Source organism: Photobacterium sp. R1 (assembly GCF_054600795.1).
This window is the reverse complement of sequence record NZ_BAAHZP010000023.1, coordinates 1-19,066: the sequence shown is the minus strand read 5'-3', so window position 1 is coordinate 19,066 and position 19,066 is coordinate 1. Positions and strand designations below refer to the sequence as shown.

The 19,066-nt window shown below is 52.1% G+C and carries 20 protein-coding genes and 1 tRNA gene; 11 read left to right on the top strand and 10 right to left on the bottom strand.

From position 1 onward, the window contains the following. Positions 1 to 96 precede the first annotated feature (96 nt). Genes arsC through ACYP03_RS22970 form a run of 3 tightly spaced genes read left to right on the top strand, consistent with a single transcriptional unit; the run spans position 97 to position 1,484 of the window. Positions 97 to 447: an arsenate reductase (glutaredoxin) gene (gene arsC, locus ACYP03_RS22980; protein WP_330961923.1), complete on the top strand. Its 351-nt coding sequence runs from the start codon at positions 97 to 99 to the stop codon at positions 445 to 447. After that, positions 447 to 1,019, top strand: coding sequence for an NAD(P)H:quinone oxidoreductase (gene wrbA / locus ACYP03_RS22975; protein WP_248143410.1), 573 nt, complete (start codon positions 447 to 449; stop codon positions 1,017 to 1,019). Before arsC ends, wrbA begins: the two co-directional genes overlap by 1 nt. Before the next feature lie 39 nt (positions 1,020 to 1,058). Further along, the gene (locus ACYP03_RS22970) at positions 1,059 to 1,484 is read left to right on the top strand and encodes a DUF2069 domain-containing protein (protein ID WP_248143408.1); all 426 of its coding nucleotides are present in this window, start codon (positions 1,059 to 1,061) and stop codon (positions 1,482 to 1,484) included. Between the two features lie 74 nt (positions 1,485 to 1,558). On the opposite strand, the gene ACYP03_RS22965 is transcribed toward ACYP03_RS22970, so the two are convergent. Then, positions 1,559 to 2,740 (bottom strand): DUF2066 domain-containing protein, encoded by a 1,182-nt coding sequence (locus ACYP03_RS22965; RefSeq protein ID WP_459782253.1) that lies wholly within the window; start codon positions 2,738 to 2,740, stop codon positions 1,559 to 1,561. A gap of 121 nt (positions 2,741 to 2,861) precedes the next feature. Continuing rightward, positions 2,862 to 3,101 carry a hypothetical protein gene (locus tag ACYP03_RS22960; RefSeq protein WP_459782252.1) on the bottom strand — a complete coding sequence of 80 codons (240 nt, stop codon included), beginning with the start codon at positions 3,099 to 3,101 and terminating at the stop codon, positions 2,862 to 2,864. Between the two features lie 37 nt (positions 3,102 to 3,138). On the opposite strand from ACYP03_RS22960, the gene ACYP03_RS22955 reads away from it, so the two are divergent. Beyond that, on the top strand, positions 3,139 to 4,389 hold the full coding sequence (locus ACYP03_RS22955; protein ID WP_459782251.1) for a uracil-xanthine permease family protein: 1,251 nt from the start codon (positions 3,139 to 3,141) through the stop codon (positions 4,387 to 4,389). Between the two features lie 62 nt (positions 4,390 to 4,451). Here ACYP03_RS22955 and upp read toward each other — a convergent pair whose 3' ends face one another. Then, the gene (gene upp / locus ACYP03_RS22950; RefSeq protein ID WP_036753143.1) at positions 4,452 to 5,078 is read right to left on the bottom strand and encodes a uracil phosphoribosyltransferase; all 627 of its coding nucleotides are present in this window, start codon (positions 5,076 to 5,078) and stop codon (positions 4,452 to 4,454) included. Positions 5,079 to 5,272: 194 nt separating this feature from the next. On the opposite strand from upp, the gene purM reads away from it, so the two are divergent. Then, positions 5,273 to 6,313 carry a phosphoribosylformylglycinamidine cyclo-ligase gene (gene purM, locus ACYP03_RS22945; protein WP_330961928.1) on the top strand — a complete coding sequence of 347 codons (1,041 nt, stop codon included), beginning with the start codon at positions 5,273 to 5,275 and terminating at the stop codon, positions 6,311 to 6,313. 3 nt (positions 6,314 to 6,316) lie between these two features. Next, a complete protein-coding gene (gene purN, locus ACYP03_RS22940) occupies positions 6,317 to 6,961 on the top strand; it encodes a phosphoribosylglycinamide formyltransferase (protein WP_248143399.1) in 645 nt (214 codons plus the stop codon). Between the two features lie 77 nt (positions 6,962 to 7,038). On the opposite strand, the gene ACYP03_RS22935 is transcribed toward purN, so the two are convergent. Together ACYP03_RS22935 and lpcA are read right to left on the bottom strand one after the other, a co-directional pair. Continuing rightward, a complete protein-coding gene (locus tag ACYP03_RS22935) occupies positions 7,039 to 7,857 on the bottom strand; it encodes a class II glutamine amidotransferase (protein WP_459782250.1) in 819 nt (272 codons plus the stop codon). A 29-nt stretch (positions 7,858 to 7,886) separates the two neighbouring features. Next, positions 7,887 to 8,471: a D-sedoheptulose 7-phosphate isomerase gene (gene lpcA / locus ACYP03_RS22930; protein WP_248143396.1), complete on the bottom strand. Its 585-nt coding sequence runs from the start codon at positions 8,469 to 8,471 to the stop codon at positions 7,887 to 7,889. A gap of 345 nt (positions 8,472 to 8,816) precedes the next feature. Between lpcA and fadE the strand changes: the two genes are divergently transcribed. Continuing rightward, complete coding sequence (fadE, locus tag ACYP03_RS22925) at positions 8,817 to 11,270, top strand: acyl-CoA dehydrogenase FadE (RefSeq protein WP_248143395.1); 2,454 nt, start codon at positions 8,817 to 8,819, stop codon at positions 11,268 to 11,270. 100 nt (positions 11,271 to 11,370) lie between these two features. Here the strand turns inward: fadE and ACYP03_RS22920 are convergent, their stop codons facing one another. Both ACYP03_RS22920 and dnaQ read right to left on the bottom strand, forming a co-directional pair. Further along, a complete protein-coding gene (locus ACYP03_RS22920; RefSeq protein ID WP_459782249.1) occupies positions 11,371 to 12,627 on the bottom strand; it encodes a TIGR03503 family protein in 1,257 nt (418 codons plus the stop codon). Between the two features lie 7 nt (positions 12,628 to 12,634). Then, the gene (dnaQ, locus tag ACYP03_RS22915; protein ID WP_330961932.1) at positions 12,635 to 13,366 is read right to left on the bottom strand and encodes a DNA polymerase III subunit epsilon; all 732 of its coding nucleotides are present in this window, start codon (positions 13,364 to 13,366) and stop codon (positions 12,635 to 12,637) included. Between the two features lie 53 nt (positions 13,367 to 13,419). Between dnaQ and rnhA the strand changes: the two genes are divergently transcribed. Continuing rightward, complete coding sequence (gene rnhA, locus ACYP03_RS22910) at positions 13,420 to 13,887, top strand: ribonuclease HI (RefSeq protein WP_248143392.1); 468 nt, start codon at positions 13,420 to 13,422, stop codon at positions 13,885 to 13,887. An 11-nt stretch (positions 13,888 to 13,898) separates the two neighbouring features. Here the strand turns inward: rnhA and ACYP03_RS22905 are convergent, their stop codons facing one another. Beyond that, positions 13,899 to 14,642, bottom strand: coding sequence for a methyltransferase domain-containing protein (locus ACYP03_RS22905; RefSeq protein WP_459782248.1), 744 nt, complete (start codon positions 14,640 to 14,642; stop codon positions 13,899 to 13,901). A gap of 39 nt (positions 14,643 to 14,681) precedes the next feature. Between ACYP03_RS22905 and gloB the strand changes: the two genes are divergently transcribed. From gloB to ACYP03_RS22890, 3 genes are all read left to right on the top strand, one after another. Beyond that, a complete protein-coding gene (gloB, locus tag ACYP03_RS22900; RefSeq protein ID WP_248143390.1) occupies positions 14,682 to 15,440 on the top strand; it encodes a hydroxyacylglutathione hydrolase in 759 nt (252 codons plus the stop codon). Between the two features lie 71 nt (positions 15,441 to 15,511). Beyond that, positions 15,512 to 17,116, top strand: coding sequence for a LysM peptidoglycan-binding domain-containing protein (locus tag ACYP03_RS22895; protein ID WP_248143389.1), 1,605 nt, complete (start codon positions 15,512 to 15,514; stop codon positions 17,114 to 17,116). Then, a complete protein-coding gene (locus tag ACYP03_RS22890) occupies positions 17,113 to 17,802 on the top strand; it encodes a YIP1 family protein (RefSeq protein WP_459782247.1) in 690 nt (229 codons plus the stop codon). The genes ACYP03_RS22895 and ACYP03_RS22890 overlap by 4 nt, the downstream gene beginning before the upstream one ends. On the opposite strand, the gene ACYP03_RS22885 is transcribed toward ACYP03_RS22890, so the two are convergent. Next, entirely contained in the window at positions 17,786 to 18,625 is an 840-nt protein-coding gene (locus ACYP03_RS22885) for an endonuclease/exonuclease/phosphatase family protein (RefSeq protein ID WP_459782246.1), read from the bottom strand. The two genes, ACYP03_RS22890 and ACYP03_RS22885, sit on opposite strands and share 17 nt — an antisense overlap. 364 nt (positions 18,626 to 18,989) lie before the next feature. Next, a tRNA-Trp gene (locus ACYP03_RS22880) sits at positions 18,990 to 19,066 on the bottom strand.

The window sequence follows — 19,066 nt, the reverse complement described above, 5'->3', positions numbered from 1 at the left end:
TCTCTTTTCCTGTTGCCGGACAGTCCACTACAATATCAGTCATTTAGCCCGCCGAATCCGGCGGGCATGACCATTCTGATGCTCTCAGGAGAAACTATGTCTATCACGATTTATCACAATCCACGCTGCTCCAAGAGCCGTGAAACGCTGAACCTGCTGGAAAGTAAAGGGATTGAACCGGAAATCATCAAGTATCTGGAAGAAACCCCGTCTGCAACCCAACTCGCAGAACTGCAACGTAAACTTGGCTTTGACTCTGCCCGTCAGATGATGCGGACAAAAGAAGATATTTATCAGTCCCTGAACCTTGGCGATGCGTCCGTGTCGGAGCAGGCTCTGCTGGACGCTATGGCAGCCAACCCGAAACTGATTGAACGCCCGATTGTCGTCAATGGTGACAAAGCCGCGCTGGGCCGTCCGCCGGAACAAGTGCTGGATATTCTGTAATGCTGCCTGTTCTGGTGCTGTACTACAGCAGGCACGGCAGCACCCGGCAGCTGGCACGCCAGATCGCCCGGGGGATCGGACAAGTCGCTGGCTGTGAAGCCATCCTGCGCACCGTGCCGGATATCCGGGCAAGCGGTGAGCAGGAAGCTGTCTCTGACGGTGACCCTTTTGTCACTCAGGCCGATCTCGATACCTGTCAGGGGCTGGCTTTAGGGAGTCCGGTGCGCTTTGGCAACATGGCTGCACCACTGAAGCACTTTATCGACAGCACCAGTGCACAATGGCTGTCCGGCAGCCTGATTGGCAAACCAGCCTGTGTGTTTACAGCGTCATCTTCCATGCATGGCGGGCAGGAAACAACGTTACAGTCAATGTTACTGCCACTGCTGCATCATGGCATGCTGGTGCTGGGTCTGCCCTACTCTGAGCCGCTCCTGCATACGACACAATCCGGAGGTACCCCTTACGGGGCATCTCACCTGAATCAGCAGGGCGGTCTGACTGAAGATGAAGCCGCTCTGGCACAGGCATTAGGAAAAAGGCTGGCACAGACAGCCCTTAAGTTGCAATAAGTGACGTCCTGCGTGAAATCGCAGCGAAAGGATTTGATCATGAAACCAATGAGCCCCTCGACCCAGAATCTGCGCTACTTTGCGCTGACCGCGAACCTGTCACTGCTGCTATGGGTTGCACTCTGGCAAAGCGTGATTTCCCCGCACCCGCACCTGAACAACTATGTTGTTGCTGGGATGTGGATACTGCCCTTGCTGTTGCCGATGAAAGGGATTCTGGAGGGGAAACCTTACACGCACGCCTGGGCCAACTTCATCCTGATGTTTTACTTCCTTCATGCCCTGACTCTGTTGTGGGTCGATGGCGGTGAGCGCTGGCTGGCTCTGGTCGAACTGGGACTGACCATTGCTGCTTTCTTCGGCAACATTCTGTTTGCCCGGGCACGCGGACGGGAACTCGGCAACAAGCTGAAGAAACTGTCTCAGGTCGAACGTGAAGAGCGCGAAGCTCACGGCGATAAATAATTGTCGTTAAGTAAAAAAGAACCCCGGCTGTCTGGCCGGGGTTCTTTTTTCAATCATTTAACTGCTGTCTGCGTTCAGGCATTGGGATTCCAGTAATACTGGCCGATTCCGGATGCCACTGAACTGCGGGTGGCAGACACATCGAGCTGAGGCAGCGGCTCAGAGGCCGAACCCTCACGGGATGTCGGAACAATGATACCTTCGGGTGCTGCACCGGCTGATGAACCCTCTGCTGGCAGCTCACGCACCAAAGAAGTCACCGGCTGCGACTGAAGACGAGGTTCCATACTCAGCTCACGGGCAAACGCCTGCTCGTTACTCAGCAACCGGATTGAAAAACGAACCCGGTCGCCCTGCAGATGGGTCGCGTTCACTTCAGCCACTGAGCTCATCGTTTTCAGCAACGATTCCAGCTGGAAGAAATCTTCGACATGACGGATATTTGCCACTTCAATCGCAAATCCACCCTCAGTTGCCCCACCCAGCTGAATGGCATACCGCGCAGCCAGATTATCGGCCACCGTATTCATCATCTCCTGGATTGCCGCCGGGCCGCTGATACGCCCCTCAACCGGCTCTGCTTTCCCGTCCAGCATCGCTGCCGGAGAATCCGGGAACAGCTGCCAGTTGAGCTGTGTTTTCTCACCACTACCCTTCACGCGAACAACCATCACAGCATCAGGCTGGTAACGGGAACTCGCCTTCGCAATTGGCTGTGCAAATCCGCCCCAGAGATCCGGTACACTGATTGCCGTCACATCTTCAAAATCTCCAATCGGCAGCAATAGTGGCAAGCCCCGCAGTGCAGCCGCCTGATTCAGGGGACTTTGCAGTGCATTCCCGGACTGATCGAACACAATTGTGCGATCACGGCTCTTGTCCTCAATCAGCCAGACCAGAATGGTCGGACGCTGTTCTGACCAGAAGGTCGCATTCGCCTGAGTCAGCAGCGTACGGATTTTCTCGCGATCGAAGCTGACATCCAGCATCGGCTGGCCATTCACGCTGCCGCGGCCCAATTGACTGACGTAAGCGCTGTTATTTTCCAGTGCTTTCTGAATCACTTCATTGTCGGCAATATTGCTCTGGCCTGAGACCTTCACCAACACCTGCTGCAAAGCTGTTGCTCTTGCAGTCTGAGCCGTCTGGCTGTCTGTATCCGGCAGGGAAACCTGCGCCTGATATAAAGTTTCAACCGTTGCAGCCTGAAGCGGCAACGCCATCAGCGCTCCAAAGAAAAAAGCAAAACGCCACATAAATCACTCGTAGAATTTCAGTGTTAGCCAAGGATGTCAGACATCCCGTAATTCGTTTTTATCCATCGCAGCCTGCCATTCCATGGCCAGACTCGCTGACAGGCCTAACTATACCTCAGGCTCAGACAAATAACGTTATTTGCCATAAAAAAATACCAAAAACGGGCAGACGTTGGCGTTCTGAACAAAAAACGGCATGTCTGCCAACAGCCGCTTCAAACCAAACCGCAATTTTATCTCCTGAAACACAGCAGAAAATCGCAGCTTGTTCGGGTGAATTCACACGCCCTGCGCCATCAATGACAAGATCATAAATTAATGTGCCGGAACACTGGGGAAACGTTTGCTCTTGTGCTAGCATTGCGCGATTTTTTTTATACCAAGGGAGAATTGTGACAATGATGCAGATATTACAAGGGGTACAAATGCTGTTTGTAGCATTTGGCGCTCTGGTTCTGGTCCCGCTGTTAACCGGTCTGGACCCCAATGTTGCCCTCTTTGGTGCCGGTATTGGTACTCTTCTTTTTCAAGTCATCACGAAACGCAGCGTTCCTATCTTCCTTGCCTCCTCTTTTGCTTTTATCGCTCCCATTCTTTACGGTGTGCAAGCCTGGGGTATTCCCGCAACGCTCGGTGGTCTGATGATGGCCGGTGTGGTTTACCTGCTGATGGCCACAATCATCAAAGTTCGCGGTGTTGGCATCATCCATAAGTTGTTGCCTCCAGTCGTGGTTGGTCCGGTCATCATGGTGATTGGTCTTGGCCTGGCGCCAGCCGCAGTGAATATGGCCCTGGGAAAAAGCGGTGACGGTTCAATCCAGATCGTCAACGGTGATGCCGCGCTGTGGATTGCCTGCATCTCTCTGCTGGTCACCATTCTGGTCAGCGTGTTCGCAAATGGGATTTTCAGACTGGTCCCTATCATCGCGGGCATCCTGGCTGGTTACGGAACCAGTTTGTTCTTTGGCGTCGTCGATTTCACGGCGGTACAGGAAGCCAGCTGGTTCGCCATGCCGAACTTCACCATGCCTGAATTCAACATCAATGCCGTGCTGTTCATGATTCCGGTTGCGATTGCACCAGCTGTTGAGCACGTCGGCGACATGCTGGCGATTTCCAATGTCACCGGTAAAGACTACCTGAAAAAACCGGGCCTGCATCGCACCATGGCCGGCGACGGCGTAGCAACCATTGCGGCCTCTCTGGTCGGTGCGCCACCGAATACGACATATTCTGAAGTAACTGGTGCGGTCATGCTGACGAAAGCCTTCAATCCGGCCATCATGACCTGGAGTGCAGTTACCGCAATTGTGCTGGCCTTTGTCGGTAAACTGGGTGCCACACTGCAGACCATCCCTGTCCCTGTCATGGGCGGGATCATGATCCTGCTGTTCGGCTCAATTGCGACTGTCGGCCTGAATACCCTGATCAAAAATCAGGTTGACCTGCATAAATCCCGTAACCTGGTCATTGTTGCTGTCACGCTGGTGTTCGGGATTGGCGGCATGGCCTTCGGGATTGGCGAGTTCAGTCTGCAGGGCGTCAGCCTGTGCGGTATCGTTGCGATTGTCCTGAACCTGGTCCTGCCAAAAGATCTGGGTGAAAGTAAGGTTGTCGACAACGCCCAAATAGAATCATCTGACACATAAACTTTCTTGCTTCAGAAACAAAAAAACCGGCGCAATGCCGGTTTTTTTGTTCATCTGATGAATTATTTGGTGCCGAAGATCTTGTCACCTGCATCACCCAGACCCGGAACGATGTAGCCCTTGTCATTCAGCTTCTCGTCAATTGCTGCGGTGTACAGCTCAACATCCGGATGTGCTTTCTCCAGTGCAGCGATACCTTCAGGAGCAGCGACCAGAACCAGCACCTTAATGGAGCTGCAACCGTGCTCTTTCAGCAGATCGATCGTCGCAATCATAGAACCACCGGTTGCCAGCATCGGGTCAACCACCAGCGCCATACGCTCATCAATGTTGGAAGCCAGCTTATGGAAATAAGGGACAGGCTCCAGTGTTTCTTCATCACGATAGATACCGACCGTACTGATACGGGCGCTTGGCATGTGCTCCAGCACACCATCCATCATGCCCAGACCTGCACGCAGAATCGGTACAACAGTCACTTTCTTCCCTTTGATCTGTTCTACCTGAACCGGGCCGTTCCAGCCTTCAATCGTGATGGTTTCTGTTTCGAAGTCAGACGTCGCTTCATAAGTCAGCAGGCTACCCACTTCCGTCGCCAGCTCGCGGAAACGCTTGGTGCTGATGTCACCTTCACGCATCAGACCAATTTTATGCTTCACCAGCGGGTGTTTTACCTCAACGACTTTCATCTTGGACTCCTACACAACAAAGTTTCAAAAAAATCGATCCATTATACACTAGACCATCCTCATACAGGTAGGAAATAGCGACTTGTCTGGTCAGGTTTCCGTCACCAGGAATATTTGACGCAAACGTTTTCCTTTCCGTCCTGACTACTGTTATCATACTGCGGATTTTACGATTTAACCGGTGAGGATCTGTTGTGAGCGGTAATCATTCTTCTCTAAGTTACAAAGATGCAGGTGTCGATATTGATGCAGGGAATGCCCTGGTTGATCGAATCAAAGGGGTGGTCAAACGCACGACACGTCCTGAAGTGATGGGCGGTCTGGGTGGTTTTGGTGCCTTGTGCTCACTACCGACCAAATACAAAGAGCCAGTGCTGGTCTCCGGGACTGACGGTGTCGGTACAAAGCTGCGTCTGGCGATGGATCTGAAGAAACATGACACCATTGGAATCGATCTGGTCGCGATGTGTGTCAATGACCTGATTGTACAGGGTGGTGAACCGCTGTTTTTCCTCGACTACTACGCCACCGGCAAACTGGATGTCGATACCGCAGCCAGTGTTGTCAGCGGGATTGGTGAAGGTTGCGTACAGGCCGGTTGTGCTCTGATTGGCGGCGAGACTGCTGAAATGCCGGGCATGTACCACGGCGAAGATTACGATGTCGCAGGATTCTGTGTGGGCGTGGTTGAAAAGTCTGAAATTATCGACGGCACCAAAGTTCAGGCAGGTGATGCCCTGATTGCTGTTGCTTCCAGCGGCCCTCACTCCAACGGTTATTCACTGATCCGTAAAATCATCGAAGTCTCTCAGGCCGATTTGAGCAAAGACCTCGAAGGCAAATCTCTGGCAGAACACCTGCTGGAGCCCACCCGTATTTATGTCAAATCAGTTCTGAAACTGATGGAAAGCTGCGAACTGCACGCAATTTCGCACATTACCGGCGGCGGTTTCTGGGAAAACATTCCACGCGTCCTGCCAGAAGGCACCAAAGCGGTCATCGACGGTAAAAGCTGGGAATGGCCAGCAGTGTTCAACTGGCTGCAGCAGGCTGGTAACGTAGAAACCCATGAAATGTACCGCACATTCAACTGCGGCGTTGGTCTGGTCATTGCTCTGCCTCAGGCTCAGGCAGCACAAGCGGTCGAACTGCTCAACGCTGAGGGCGAAAACGCCTGGCTGCTAGGTACCATTGCACAGGCTGCCGAGGGTGAAGCCCAGGTGGAGATCAACTAAACAATGAAAAACATTGTTGTCCTGATTTCCGGCAGCGGCTCGAACTTGCAGGCTATTATTGATGCCTGTGAAAGTGATGTCATCACACACGGCCGCATAGCTGCCGTGGTTTCGAACAAAGCTGATGCTTATGGTCTGGAACGAGCCCGTAATGCCGGCATTGCAACAGCCCATCTGGCCGCGAAAGATTATGCTGATCGTGACACTTTCGATCGGGCACTGGCTGAAATCATCGACGGATATCAGCCGGATCTGGTCGTTTTGGCCGGTTATATGCGGATCCTGAGCAGCGAATTCGTCCGTCACTATGAAGGCCGGATGCTGAACATCCACCCGTCTCTGCTGCCGAAATATACCGGCCTGCATACCCACCAGCGAGCGCTGGATGCCGGTGATACCGAGCACGGTACCAGTGTCCATTTCGTTACTGAAGAACTGGACGGCGGACCTGTCATCCTGCAAGCCAAAGTCCCAATCTTCGAGGGCGATACTGCCGACGAAGTGATGGCCCGAGTACAGCAGCAGGAACACCGCATTTACCCGCTGGTCTGTCAGTGGTTCCTGGAAGGCCGGGCGGTCATGCAGGATGACGCAGCTTATCTGGATGGCGCTCGTCTGGCACAGCATGGTTACGCTGCTGACGAATAATTGCCCCATAAGATGTAGTTACAAGAGATACAAAAAAGCGGCTTTCACAGCCGCTTTTTTTATGGTTTCAAAACAGATTAACTCTGGCCGGGGAATGGCGGTGGCGCTTCCGGCACTGCCAGTTTCCGATTGAAGATCAGCTCCCCATAATGGAAAACGGCAAATTCTCCGGTTGCCATTTTGTGCCAACGCTCATCATTGGTCAGCGGCTGGGTCGCAATGACCGTCACCACATCATTGGGTGTGGTTTCCTGCTGAAAATCTATCGTCACATCTTCATCAATCAGCGATGCTTTCCCGAAAGGCGCCCTTCGGGTGATCCAGTGAAGATTATTGGAACAGTATGTCAGGACGAACTCTCCGTCGCTCAACAGCATGTTGTATACACCGAGCTTTCGCAGGTCGTCACAGCGCTCAGCTATCAACTGAAATATCTGGCTCCAGTCTTCCGGCGGCTGAGGAAAGTGTGAATCAATCTGGTTCAACAACCAGCAAAAAGCGATTTCACTGTCGGTATCCCCCACAGGCTGATAACGACCGGTTTCCAGCGATTCATACCCAGACAACTGGCCATTATGGGCAAAAGTCCAGTAACGCCCCCACAACTCGCGAGTAAACGGATGTGTATTTTCCAGGCACACCCCGCCCCGGTTGGCTTGGCGGATATGGCTGATCACTGCGCAGCTTTTAATCGGATACTGTTGAACCAGCTCTGCAATCTTCGAATGACAGCTGGGCTTCGGATCTTTGAAAGTACGAAATCCCTTTCCTTCATAGAAAGTGATCCCCCAGCCATCTGCATGCGGACCGGTCCGGCCACCCCGCTGCATCAGGCCAGTAAAGCTGAAGCAAATGTCCGTTGGCACGTTGGCACTCATGCCAAGCAATTCACACATGTTACCGTCTTCCTCAGTACAATGCTGATTTACTCAGCACCCGCCATTTCCTTTTCAACCAGCATAATCAGAATGTGAATGATCTTGATGTGTACTTCCTGAATACGATCAGCATAGCCGAAATGCGGCACACGAATTTCCACATCGGCCAGTCCGGCCATTTTGCCGCCGTCTTTCCCCGTCAGCGCAATCACTTTCATGCCTTTCGCTTTAGCCGCTTCAATCGCTTTGAGAATATTGCCGGAATTCCCCGAGGTCGACAGACCGAACAACACGTCGCCTTTTGCGCCGACCGCTTCCAGATAACGTGAAAAGACATATTCATAACCAAAATCATTACTGACACAAGACAGATGACTCGGATCTGAAATCGCAATCCCAGGATAGCCCGGACGGTTATCGCGATAACGGCCAGTCAGCTCTTCAGCAAAATGCATGGCATCACAGTGTGAACCCCCATTCCCGCATGACAGTACTTTACCACCCTGCTTGAATGATTCGGCCAGCAGCTTGGCTGCCGCTTCAATATCTGCCAGATTCTTTTCATCGCTGATAAATCGATTCAGTACATCAGCCGCTTCAGTCAGCTCGGAACGAATGAGATCTTGGTACATAGGCTTTTCTCTGTGAATGATTGATGATGCAAGGATATGCCCTGGCTGGCAGTTTACCTACAAACCCTAGGAAGTGTCGACTCGCTGTACGGCAAAACCAGTGATTTACGCCCAATATCAGTTGCTAAGCCAGTAAGGAAACCGTTTTCCCGCCTTTTTTTCATCCCTTTTGTCGCCTTATTCATCAAACCGCAATGCGAACTTACTCCTCAAATCACAAAAAAAGTTTTTACATTTCGGCAAACTTCATCTTACACTTAAACCAAGTGGTATGACCTCTTACCTATTCATTCAATAAAACATTAAATACCCTAAGAGAATATTCCTGATTAAGGAGAAGATAGAATGGCTACACTCGTGTACTTGCTGGGGTTACTGGGGATAACCGGACTGCTCGCTTATCACCGGGCCGGTCTGCGAACCTTTACCCTGGTTTTTGCGGCCGCTCTGGCAGCCGGCACACTGCTGGATATCACAGGCGAATACAGCTGGCTGGCTTTCCTGATCATTGCCTTACCGCTGAACCTGCAGGCGCTTCGTCAGAAACTGCTGAGTAAACCAGCACTCAAAGCCTTCAAAGGTGTGATGCCTGAAATGTCGCGCACTGAAAAAGAAGCGATTGATGCCGGTACAGTCTGGTGGGAAGCCGATCTGTTCCGTGGTGCGCCAGACTGGAACAAACTACATGACATTCCGGCTCCTCGCCTGAGTGCTGAAGAAAAAGCGTTTCTGGACGGTCCGGTCAACGAAGTCTGCCGCATGGTCGACGACTTCGAAATCACCCATGATCTGGCTGACCTGCCACCTGAGATCTGGCAATACCTGAAAGACAACAAATTCTTCGCCATGATCATCAAAAAAGAATATGGTGGTCTGGAGTTTTCAGCGTATGCCCAGTCACTGGTCCTGCAAAAACTGTCCAGTGTCTCAATGGTGCTGTCTTCTACCGTAGGTGTACCGAACTCTTTAGGTCCGGGCGAACTGCTGCAACACTATGGTACTGAAGATCAGAAAAACCATTACCTGCCGCGTCTGGCTGCCGGTAAGGAAATTCCTTGTTTTGCACTGACCAGTCCTGAAGCCGGCTCTGACGCAGGCTCAATTCCTGACTTTGGTATCGTGAAAAAAGGCCAGTGGCAGGGCGAAGAAGTTCTGGGAATGGAACTGACCTGGAACAAGCGTTATATCACGCTTGCTCCTGTCGCCACCGTGCTGGGTCTGGCCTTTAAACTGTACGACCCTGAGCATCTGCTGGGTGACGAAGAAGAGCTGGGCATCACCTGTGCACTAATTCCAACCGATCTGGAAGGCGTGAAAATCGGCCGTCGCCACTTCCCGCTGAACGTACCGTTCCAGAATGGTCCGACACAAGGTGACAAGATTTTCGTGCCACTGAGCTTCATCATTGGTGGTCAGGACATGGCCGGTCAGGGCTGGCGTATGCTGGTTGAATGTCTGTCGGTTGGCCGCGGCATTACGTTGCCGTCAAACACCACAGGCGGCCTGAAAACCACCGCCCTGGCAACAGGTGCTTACGCTCGTATCCGCCGTCAGTTCAAACTGCCAATCGGCAAGATGGAAGGGATTGAAGAGCCACTGGCTCGCATTGCGGGTAACGCCTATGTTCTGGATGCAGCCAGTGCGCTGACCGTCTCCGGGATTGACCTGGGTGAGAAACCATCTGTGATCTCCGCGATTGTGAAGTATCACTGTACCCATCGCAGCCAGCGCGGCATCATCGATGCTATGGATATCATTGGCGGTAAAGGGATCTGTCTGGGTCCGAACAACTTCCTGGCTCGTGGTTATCAGGGCGCGCCGATTGCTATCACGGTTGAGGGTGCCAACATTCTGACCCGTTCTATGATCATCTATGGTCAGGGTGCGATCCGCTGCCATCCGTACGTCCTGGCTGAAATGAACGCTGCATACAACGAAGATCAGCGTCAGGCACTGACCGACTTCGACGGTGCGTTGTTTGGCCACGTGGGCTTTGTCATCAGTAATCTGGTCCGTTCTTTCTGGCTGGGTCTGACCGACGGTCGCGGCTCATCTGCACCACGCAAAGATGCAACCAAACGCTACTACCAGCAACTGAACCGCTACAGTGCCAACATGGCCCTGCTGTCTGACATGTCGATGGCTGTGCTGGGCGGCTCACTCAAACGCAGAGAGCGCCTGTCCGCTCGTCTGGGTGACATCCTGAGCCAACTGTATCTGGCGTCAGCTACCCTGAAGCGCTATGCCGATGATGGCTGCAAGCAGGAAGATCTGCCGCTGGTTCACTGGGGTTTACAGGACGCGCTGTATCAGTCTGAGCAGGCAATCGACCAGTTCCTGCGTAACTTCCCGAGCCGTATCGTTGCAGGTCTGTTACGTGTCATGATCCTGCCACTTGGCCTGTCCCGCGTTCAGCCAAGCGACAAACTGGATCACAAGCTGGCCATGATGCTGCAAACGCCATGTGAAACCCGTGACCGTCTGGGTCGTGGTCAGTTCCTGGAAGCGATTGAGAGCAATCCGGTGGGTATGATGGAAGCTGCACTGAAAGACATTCTGGCTGCAGAACCCCTGTATGACCGTGTCTGTCAGGCAGCAGGCAAGAAACTGCCGTTCATGCAACTGGACTTGGTTGCTGAAACCGGGCTGGAACTGAAAGCCATTAATGAAGATGAAGCCGCACTGCTGCGCCGCGCTGAGGCAGGCCGCCTGCGCACTATCAACGTTGATGACTTTGATCCCCAGCGTCTAATCGCCGGTGTTTCCGACATGCAAAAAGACATTGAGGACGCAGCGTAATCTGCTGACACCACAATGAAAACAACGATATCAACAAAAAAGGGAAGCGCAATGCTTCCCTTTTTATTTGCTGTGACCCAAAAGCCTTCAATGTTCCCGCTTACACTTTCATGTCCGGTGGAATTTCCAGCTTCGTTGAATCAGATTCAGGCACAGCAGGCTTGTTCCTTCTTCTTCTGAGCAGAACCCAGACCGCAGCAATCAGTACAATCACACCATTTCCGCCCAGAATCAGCTTCCACACCTGGCTTCTGGCCGCTATCTGTTCTTCCAACCGGCGCTTTTCTTCCTCTAGCCGCGCTTTCTCTTCCTGACGAGCCTTAAACTCTTCGAGATTTTTATCCAGCTGCAGGACGGATGTAATCGCAAAATGGCTCTTCTGTAACGGAAAGACCAGCGGACGCTGCTGGAATGTATCGGTGGCATACAGCCAGCCCGACCAGGCATAGCTCCCGGGCTTTTGCAGATTTGGCACTGTAATTTCCAGGCTTGTCGCTTCTGGCTCTGCCTGATCCTGACTGACCGTCACACTGCCATCCGGGGCTTCCTGTTCAACATGCGCCGACAGCGAGCCCGGTACGATCATACCTTCATCAGAGGTCACCACCAGCTGATGAGATTCTTCCGCGGTTCTGGCCTGAATAAACGCAGATAACAACGGCGGCGGATACACCAGAACCTCCTGCTCGTAAGTGCGCAGGAAAATGCCATTGCCGGAAGTGATTTTCACCCGATATCGGCCGGGCTGAATATCCACCGGGAGCGCTACGGTAAAGACCCCGTCACCCGGAGCTTCATCCAGCCCCAGTCCGTCATCCGCAAACTCCCCCAGCGACAGAGGCGTCGGCAGCGAATCCTCAGCCAGCGTTTCCGGCTGATCCACATATTCGTAGAAATTAACCGACATTTTGACCCGGTCAAGAAAATCACGTTCCTTCAGCAGCTCACCATCCTGGGTCAGCCGCGCTGTGAATTTGTAGCTTTCGTTCTGATAAAGCCGCTCAGGCAAAGGGGCCACATCCAGTTTCAGGTTTGAAAGAACTTTAACCTGATTGTGCTGACTGACCCTGCCGACAGCCTGCCACGGGCCGGGCATTGGATTTTCAATGGTAATAATGTCCATACCTGACTCTTCGTGCCAGGCCACATTGTCCGGATGCCGCCATGGGTAATATTTCACCCCGTCAGGCCTCACCAGAACCACATTCTGGTTCTTGGTTTCCCGTTCCACCACGAAGGCCACCTGTTTGACGGTTGGATCAACCCTGAAGCGGTTATCCAGCCAAGACGCAGCCTGAACACTTTGCGTGCCAAGCAGCGCCGGAATCAATGTAGACAGTAACGCTAGCCTTCGCATAGTTCTCCTATTGACGCCAGAGTGTGACGTCGCCTTTTTTCTCAATGATATCTAAACGCGCTTCGTGCGCTTCTAGTTCATCGGCAGAAGCCCGGATAACCTTTAATGTTTTCCGTCCGCTGGTCAGACGTCGTATGCCACTTTCTGCACCACTGTCACTATCTTCTCCGGTTGCATGCAGTGCCAGCGACGTCTGGCCGCCGGTCATCATCAGATAAACATCGGCCAGAATTTCGGCATCGAGCAAGGCCCCGTGGAGCGTTCGGTGCGAGTTATCAATCCCGTAACGCGAACAAAGCACGTCCAGGTTGTTCCGTTTCCCCGGGAAAATCTTTTTCGCCATTTCCAGGGTATCGGTTACGGAACAGTAATCCGTGGTCTTCCCTATCGACGGGTCAAGCTTGCGGAATTCATAGTCCATAAACCCGATATCGAAGGGCGCGTTATGAGCAACCAGCTCCGCCCCGCGGATAAAGTCCATGAACTCGTGATGAATTTCCGCGTAAGTTGGCTTATCACGCAGGAATTCATCCGTAATCCCGTGGACCGCAACCGCTTCGGCATCAATCGGCCGATCGGGTTTGATATACACATGGAAGGTCCGGCCGGTGAATTTACGATTGATAATTTCCACCGCACCGATTTCCACAATGCGATGCCCTTCGTAGTGAGGGCCGGTCATATTCATACCGGTTGTTTCGGTATCGAATACAATTATGCGTTCATTGGTGGCATTCATAGTATTGGTTATGTCAGACTAAGTTTTTTATCTTAAGACGAATACTACCAAAGATGACCAAGCAGGTAGAAATTTTCACCGACGGTTCTTGCCTCGGCAACCCGGGCCCGGGTGGTTATGGCACAATTTTGCGGTATAAAGGCCATGTCAAAGAACTGAGCGACGGCTTTTTCATGACAACCAACAACCGGATGGAGCTGCTGGCAGCCATTGTCGGACTGGCGAGTTTGAAAGAGTCATGCAGCGTTGATTTGACAACGGACAGTCAGTACGTCCGTCAGGGCATCACCCAGTGGATTCATAACTGGAAAAAACGCGGCTGGAAAACTGCCGACAAAAAGCCGGTCAAAAATGCGGATCTCTGGCAGCAGCTGGATAAAGAAACGCAGCGCCACCAGGTCCGCTGGCATTGGGTAAAAGGCCATGCTGGTCACCCTGAGAATGAACGTTGTGACGAGCTGGCACGACAGGCTGCAGAATCCCCGGTCAAAGATGACCATGGTTATCAGGAAGCCGGATAATTCGTTTCGGTTTAACCTGACTGCTTTTCACTGGCCCGGGTACGGCAGTTCACACTGATTGGTGTCAACTGCCGTCTCAGTTTCCAGCTCGGTTTAATGGGCTTGAGCGGAAAAGTACGTTTTCTGGCCACAATCAGGTACATTCCGCCGATGCCGGATAAGGTGCCGGAAAGCATGCTTTCCGCCCAGGCGGAAAATGCCGGAGACCGGGTCGGCGGCAGTATCGCCAGATTTTCATGAAAGACCACTTCATAGTTCAGTACGCCCAGCCAGTCTTTCACCCGCATCGGCATGAACATCCGGCCAGACCATGGCGCCCGCTTCCGGTTCCAGGGAAACAGCCCCCGTAAACCATGCAGACTGAGCGGATTATAACCGCTGATCAACAGGTAACCGTCATCGACCAGCACCCGGTCGACTTCCCGCAGCAGGTTGTGCGGATCCCGGCAAAAATCCAGCTGATGCGCTAAGACACAGGCATCAAAAGATTTTTCCAGAAACGGCAATGCCATCGGATCCGCCTCCAGATTCCGAAGCGGATTATCGCGATCAATACAAACCTGATGCCGGATGTTACAATGGCCACTGACGAGTTCGCAGCTCAGGCCGCCCAGTTTCAGCAAATGGTAGCCAAACAATCTCGGCCACCACTCGTCCAGCTGGGCCTGCAGCAGTTGTGCCGCCCATTCTCCCTGTACCAGCTGAGACCAGGAATAGGGTGTGTCGATGTATTTTATCGTGCGGGCTGGCTTCATAAATGATGATTCACCACATCAAGGACTGGAGACAATTTTATGTTAACGATGAAGAGCATACCTGCATTTCACGACAATTACATCTGGCTGATCCAAGGGCCGGATAACCGCTGTGTTGTCGTTGACCCCGGGGATGCCACGCCAGTCCTGGCCCGACTTCACGAAGAGTCACTGACTCTGGAGGCCATTCTGATCACCCACCATCATCATGATCATGTCGGCGGAATCAGCGAGCTCAAACGCGCTTTCCCTTCTTGCAATATTGTAGGCCCTGGCAGCGAAGCGATCCCCGGCTTAACGCAATCTGTTGAAGATGGCGACCAGATCGACATATTCGGAGAGCGCTTTATGGTGTTAAGTGTCCCGGGCCATACAGCCGGCCATATTGCATATGTGGGTGATGAAAAGCTTTTCTGCGGCGATACTTTATTTTCCGCCGGGTGTGGTCGCCTTTTTGAGGGTACGCCTGCTCAAATGTACAATTCGTTACAAAAATTAGCAGCCCTGCCCGATGAAACTGAAGTTTTTTGTGCACACGAATACACCAGCAGCAATCTGGCCTTTGCCTTAGTTGCCGAGCAGGACAATCCTCACCTGCAGCGTTACCGGGAAGACGTCAGTCTGCGCCGTGCGCGCGGAATCAGTACCATTCCATCCAGCATGGGGCTGGAAAAACGAGTGAATCCGTTCCTGCGCTGTGACCAGCCGAGTATCAAAAAAGCAGTTGCAGATAAGGCGGTTAATGACAGCGACCTCGAGACCTTCGCCGCTCTGCGCCGATGGAAGGACAATTTTTGAAGGACTGTCACTTGTAACCTGTACCTTCCGCCAAGTATTATCACCTGCGATTTTGGCTAAAGGCAGGTTACATGAAATCCCGATTTTTTTTAGCAAGTGCGCTGCTGTTGGCGGGTTGTCAGATCACAGAAAATTCACAACAAGAATCTGTGGCAACCAATCAAGAAAGTGCAGCCACTGCGCAAGATGACAGTCATTCGACTATCACACAGAATGACACCGATGGTGCCTCTCCGCTTGTCACATCGACACAACCCCAAGTCGCAGCAGAAGAACCTGTGCCCGTGGTCACCCCGCAGGAACAGGATGACGTCTGGCAGCGTGTTGCAATGCAGTTGCGTATTGATGTACCAGATAATAAGCAGGTGAATTATTATCGAAACTGGTACCTGAAACATCCAGGTCATTTCTCCATTGTTTCTTCCCGTGCTGAGCCTTTCCTTTACTACATCACTGAAGCTGTCGAAAAACGTGATATGCCCCTTGAGCTGGCCCTGCTGCCAATTGTAGAAAGCTCTTTCGACCAGTTCGCATACTCCCATGGCCGCGCGGCCGGACTGTGGCAAATTATCCCGGGAACGGGCCGACAGTTTGGCCTGAAGCAAAACTGGTGGTATGACGGCCGTCGTGATGTCGTGCAGTCTACCGAGGCCGCATTAGATTTGCTGGCATACCTCAATCGCCGTTTCGACGGAAACTGGCTTCATGCACTAGCTGCTTATAACTCTGGTGAGGGGCGTGTTTTCCGGGCGATTCGTGAAAATAAAAAAGCCGGAAAGCCGACTGACTTCTGGGCACTGGATTTACCTCAGGAAACCAGTGGCTATGTGCCGAAATTACTGGCAGTAGCTGACATCATTAAGAACCAGGAAAAATATGGTGTCGACGTTCCTTTCATTGCCAATGAACCTGCCGTTGAAACTGTCGATCCCAAGACCCAGATGGATCTGGCAATGGCAGCGAAATACGCAGAGATTTCTCTGTCTGAGCTGAAAGCGCTGAACCCGGCCTATAACCAGTGGGCAACGTCACCTGATGATCAGACCCACCTGCTGCTACCAGCGGATAAAGTCGATACATTCAATCAGGCTTTTGAAAAAAGCGGCCGTCAGGGCATGAAAGTGATCCGTTATCAGATCAAATCAGGAGACAGCCTGAGTGTGCTGGCGAAAACCCACCATACTTCAGTTGATCTGATTCAACGGGCAAACAAAATCGATGGTTCAAGTATTCGTGCCGGTAAATATATCCTGATCCCAGTGGCGATGAACGGCGAAAATGCATTCCCGAGCCTGACCAGCGAAGTTCGCTCTCAGGTCAGTCATGGGGGCGGCTATCGCACAATTTACAAAGTTGAATCCGGTGATAATCTGTGGACCATCGCGAAGAAACAAAAAGTCAGTATTAAAGAGATCATGAAGTGGAATGGGCTGAGCAAAAAGTCTACGCTACAAATTGGTCAGAAGCTGAATATCTGGAAAACCAGTAAAAATGGGGGCGTCATCCGGACTGTGTATTACGAAGTCCGTTCAGGCGATAACCTCAGCGTCATTGCAGATAAGTTCAAAGTGAAACTGGCCGATGTGATCAAATGGAACCAGCTCGGTGACAAAAAGTATCTGCAGCCGGGTCAGAAACTCAAACTGTTTGTTGACGTGACCAAGGTAAGTGTATGACACCCTCAGCAAACCCATTCATTGCCATGCTGGATGTCTTCCGTTCACCGGTAGACTGTTTCACAGCCGTTCATCAGCGCCCCAAATGGGCGCTGATGCCCTACTTACTGCTCATCATGGCGCCTTTCGGCCTCTGGGGCAGCTATTTTAACCAGGTTGATATGGCATGGTTGCAGGAAACCCTTCGCAGCCAGCTTTCAGTGTTGGCTGACGAGAGTCAGCTGCAATGGTTAACGAAAGAAGTCTTACTGGCCGGTGAGATTTTCAGTGACATTTTCGGCCGCACTGCCAACCTGCTCCTGCTGGCATTATGGCTGAACCTGGCGACCAAAAACAGCAGCGCCCCTCAGACCTTTGGGAAATGGCTGGCGGCAAGCTGTTTTATCATGCTTCCCGGACTGATTGGCGATCTCGCGAGCTATCTGAACATCCTGTTCAACCCGACCCAGGCTTTGCCGAACACGGCCGACCTGAACAGCCTGAATGCATTCCTGAAATTGCCCATGGATAACCCCTGGGCTGCATTAGCATCCAGTATTCCGCTGCTGGCTCCCTGGTATATTGCCCTGACCTATATTGTGGTCAGCTTGTGGTGCGGGATTGATCGCGCCAAGGCTATTGTCATCGCTGCACTGCCCTGGCTGTTAGTGCTGGTTGTCTGGCCACTGCTTATTCTGACAACCTGAAGCGGGCAATGATTGGATGATGATCTGAGGCGTCCGTGACAGGCGCCTCTGCTTTTTCCAGCCGCATACCGCGATAAAATAAGTGATCCAACGGCCATCCTAACACTCTGACCCTCAGATCCTGCTCTAACGTTACTTCGTGCAATCCCAGCAGTTCAACAAACCGGGCGAGCACATCCATTCTTTCCTGTCGCCAGGTATTGAAATCTCCAGCCAACAGCACTGGCCCCTTCGCTTTTTCCAGTTCATCCGCTAAGGCTTCAAATTGCGCCTCATATTCCTCAATTCCCCAGGCAAAGTTAATTCCATGCAGGTTCACGACCGTCAAAGTTGTCCCGTCAGAAAGAGGAAAGGTTGCCAGTAAAGCCGATTTTGGCAAACGCAGCCAGGGCTCCATCGCCAAATAAGCACACGTCGTTTTTGCCGGGTTCCGTGATAAATTCATTACGCCGGCTTGTGTATCCAAGAATGAGAAGGCGTTCGCCATGACGACCTGCCACTGAGCCTCTCTGAGGTATTGGTGAAAATCAGCTGTCAGACTCGACTCCTGCAACAGCACAATATCACTTCCATCACTGAAAGCATCTAATGCCGTTCGCCAGTTCTCCCGCTGCTCTTTATAAATATTCCAGACAGTCACTTGCAACTGACCCTGTCGATCGATGAACGCTTCAGGCTCAGCTTCGTAACAGCGAACCTCTGCACGGTCAATGTCAGAACCAACAGTTAACTCCGGCTGCGGCGGCACATGAAATGAAAAGTAGGCTCCGCCTCCGGACAAAATAGCTGCAATTCCCATCAACAATATCAAGCGTCTGAGCATTCACTCTTCCTTTCTTTATTCCTAGATCCAGCTTACAGGATTCCGTCGCAGCCTCTGTTTCACCTGAAAAAGATTCTTTTCACAAGAATGGCTCATAAAGACAGCGCTGCGTTTTCTCCTGCACAATCATCTGCGCATCTTATCACCATGAGATGTACGGATTAACTCCCTGAGGCTCTGTTTCCTCCGAAGATCTTGGAGCAAAGAAGGCTGAAAATTTGAATTCACGATGAGCGCCTACCTTTCAGAACTCAGTCATCAGCAGCACAATTTACGAAGCGCGGATCTGTGGCGTGTTGCTTTGCTAGCCAGCCAAACAGCAAATACAAAAAAGCCTCAGCATAACTGCTGAGGCTTTCGAAGGTGGCAGGGGTGGAGAGATTCGAACTCCCAACACGCGGATTTGGAATCCGCTGCTCTGCCAATTGGAGCTACACCCCT

Excerpts from the sequence above, each read along its gene's own strand:
- ACYP03_RS22935 (WP_459782250.1), bottom strand. The coding sequence starts at position 7,857 with ATGTGTGAATTGCTTGGCATGAGTGCCAACGTGCCAACGGACATTTGC.
- ACYP03_RS22955 (WP_459782251.1), top strand. The coding sequence starts at position 3,139 with ATGATGCAGATATTACAAGGGGTACAAATGCTGTTTGTAGCATTTGGC.
- purN (WP_248143399.1), top strand. The coding sequence starts at position 6,317 with ATGAAAAACATTGTTGTCCTGATTTCCGGCAGCGGCTCGAACTTGCAG.
- ACYP03_RS22885 (WP_459782246.1), bottom strand. The coding sequence starts at position 18,625 with ATGCTCAGACGCTTGATATTGTTGATGGGAATTGCAGCTATTTTGTCC.
- arsC (WP_330961923.1), top strand. The coding sequence starts at position 97 with ATGTCTATCACGATTTATCACAATCCACGCTGCTCCAAGAGCCGTGAA.
- ACYP03_RS22890 (WP_459782247.1), top strand. The coding sequence starts at position 17,113 with ATGACACCCTCAGCAAACCCATTCATTGCCATGCTGGATGTCTTCCGT.
- ACYP03_RS22920 (WP_459782249.1), bottom strand. The coding sequence starts at position 12,627 with ATGCGAAGGCTAGCGTTACTGTCTACATTGATTCCGGCGCTGCTTGGC.
- ACYP03_RS22970 (WP_248143408.1), top strand. The coding sequence starts at position 1,059 with ATGAAACCAATGAGCCCCTCGACCCAGAATCTGCGCTACTTTGCGCTG.
- ACYP03_RS22960 (WP_459782252.1), bottom strand. The coding sequence starts at position 3,101 with ATGCTAGCACAAGAGCAAACGTTTCCCCAGTGTTCCGGCACATTAATT.
- ACYP03_RS22905 (WP_459782248.1), bottom strand. The coding sequence starts at position 14,642 with ATGAAGCCAGCCCGCACGATAAAATACATCGACACACCCTATTCCTGG.
- dnaQ (WP_330961932.1), bottom strand. The coding sequence starts at position 13,366 with ATGAATGCCACCAATGAACGCATAATTGTATTCGATACCGAAACAACC.
- ACYP03_RS22895 (WP_248143389.1), top strand. The coding sequence starts at position 15,512 with ATGAAATCCCGATTTTTTTTAGCAAGTGCGCTGCTGTTGGCGGGTTGT.
- gloB (WP_248143390.1), top strand. The coding sequence starts at position 14,682 with ATGTTAACGATGAAGAGCATACCTGCATTTCACGACAATTACATCTGG.
- fadE (WP_248143395.1), top strand. The coding sequence starts at position 8,817 with ATGGCTACACTCGTGTACTTGCTGGGGTTACTGGGGATAACCGGACTG.
- upp (WP_036753143.1), bottom strand. The coding sequence starts at position 5,078 with ATGAAAGTCGTTGAGGTAAAACACCCGCTGGTGAAGCATAAAATTGGT.
- lpcA (WP_248143396.1), bottom strand. The coding sequence starts at position 8,471 with ATGTACCAAGATCTCATTCGTTCCGAGCTGACTGAAGCGGCTGATGTA.
- rnhA (WP_248143392.1), top strand. The coding sequence starts at position 13,420 with ATGACCAAGCAGGTAGAAATTTTCACCGACGGTTCTTGCCTCGGCAAC.
- wrbA (WP_248143410.1), top strand. The coding sequence starts at position 447 with ATGCTGCCTGTTCTGGTGCTGTACTACAGCAGGCACGGCAGCACCCGG.
- ACYP03_RS22965 (WP_459782253.1), bottom strand. The coding sequence starts at position 2,740 with ATGTGGCGTTTTGCTTTTTTCTTTGGAGCGCTGATGGCGTTGCCGCTT.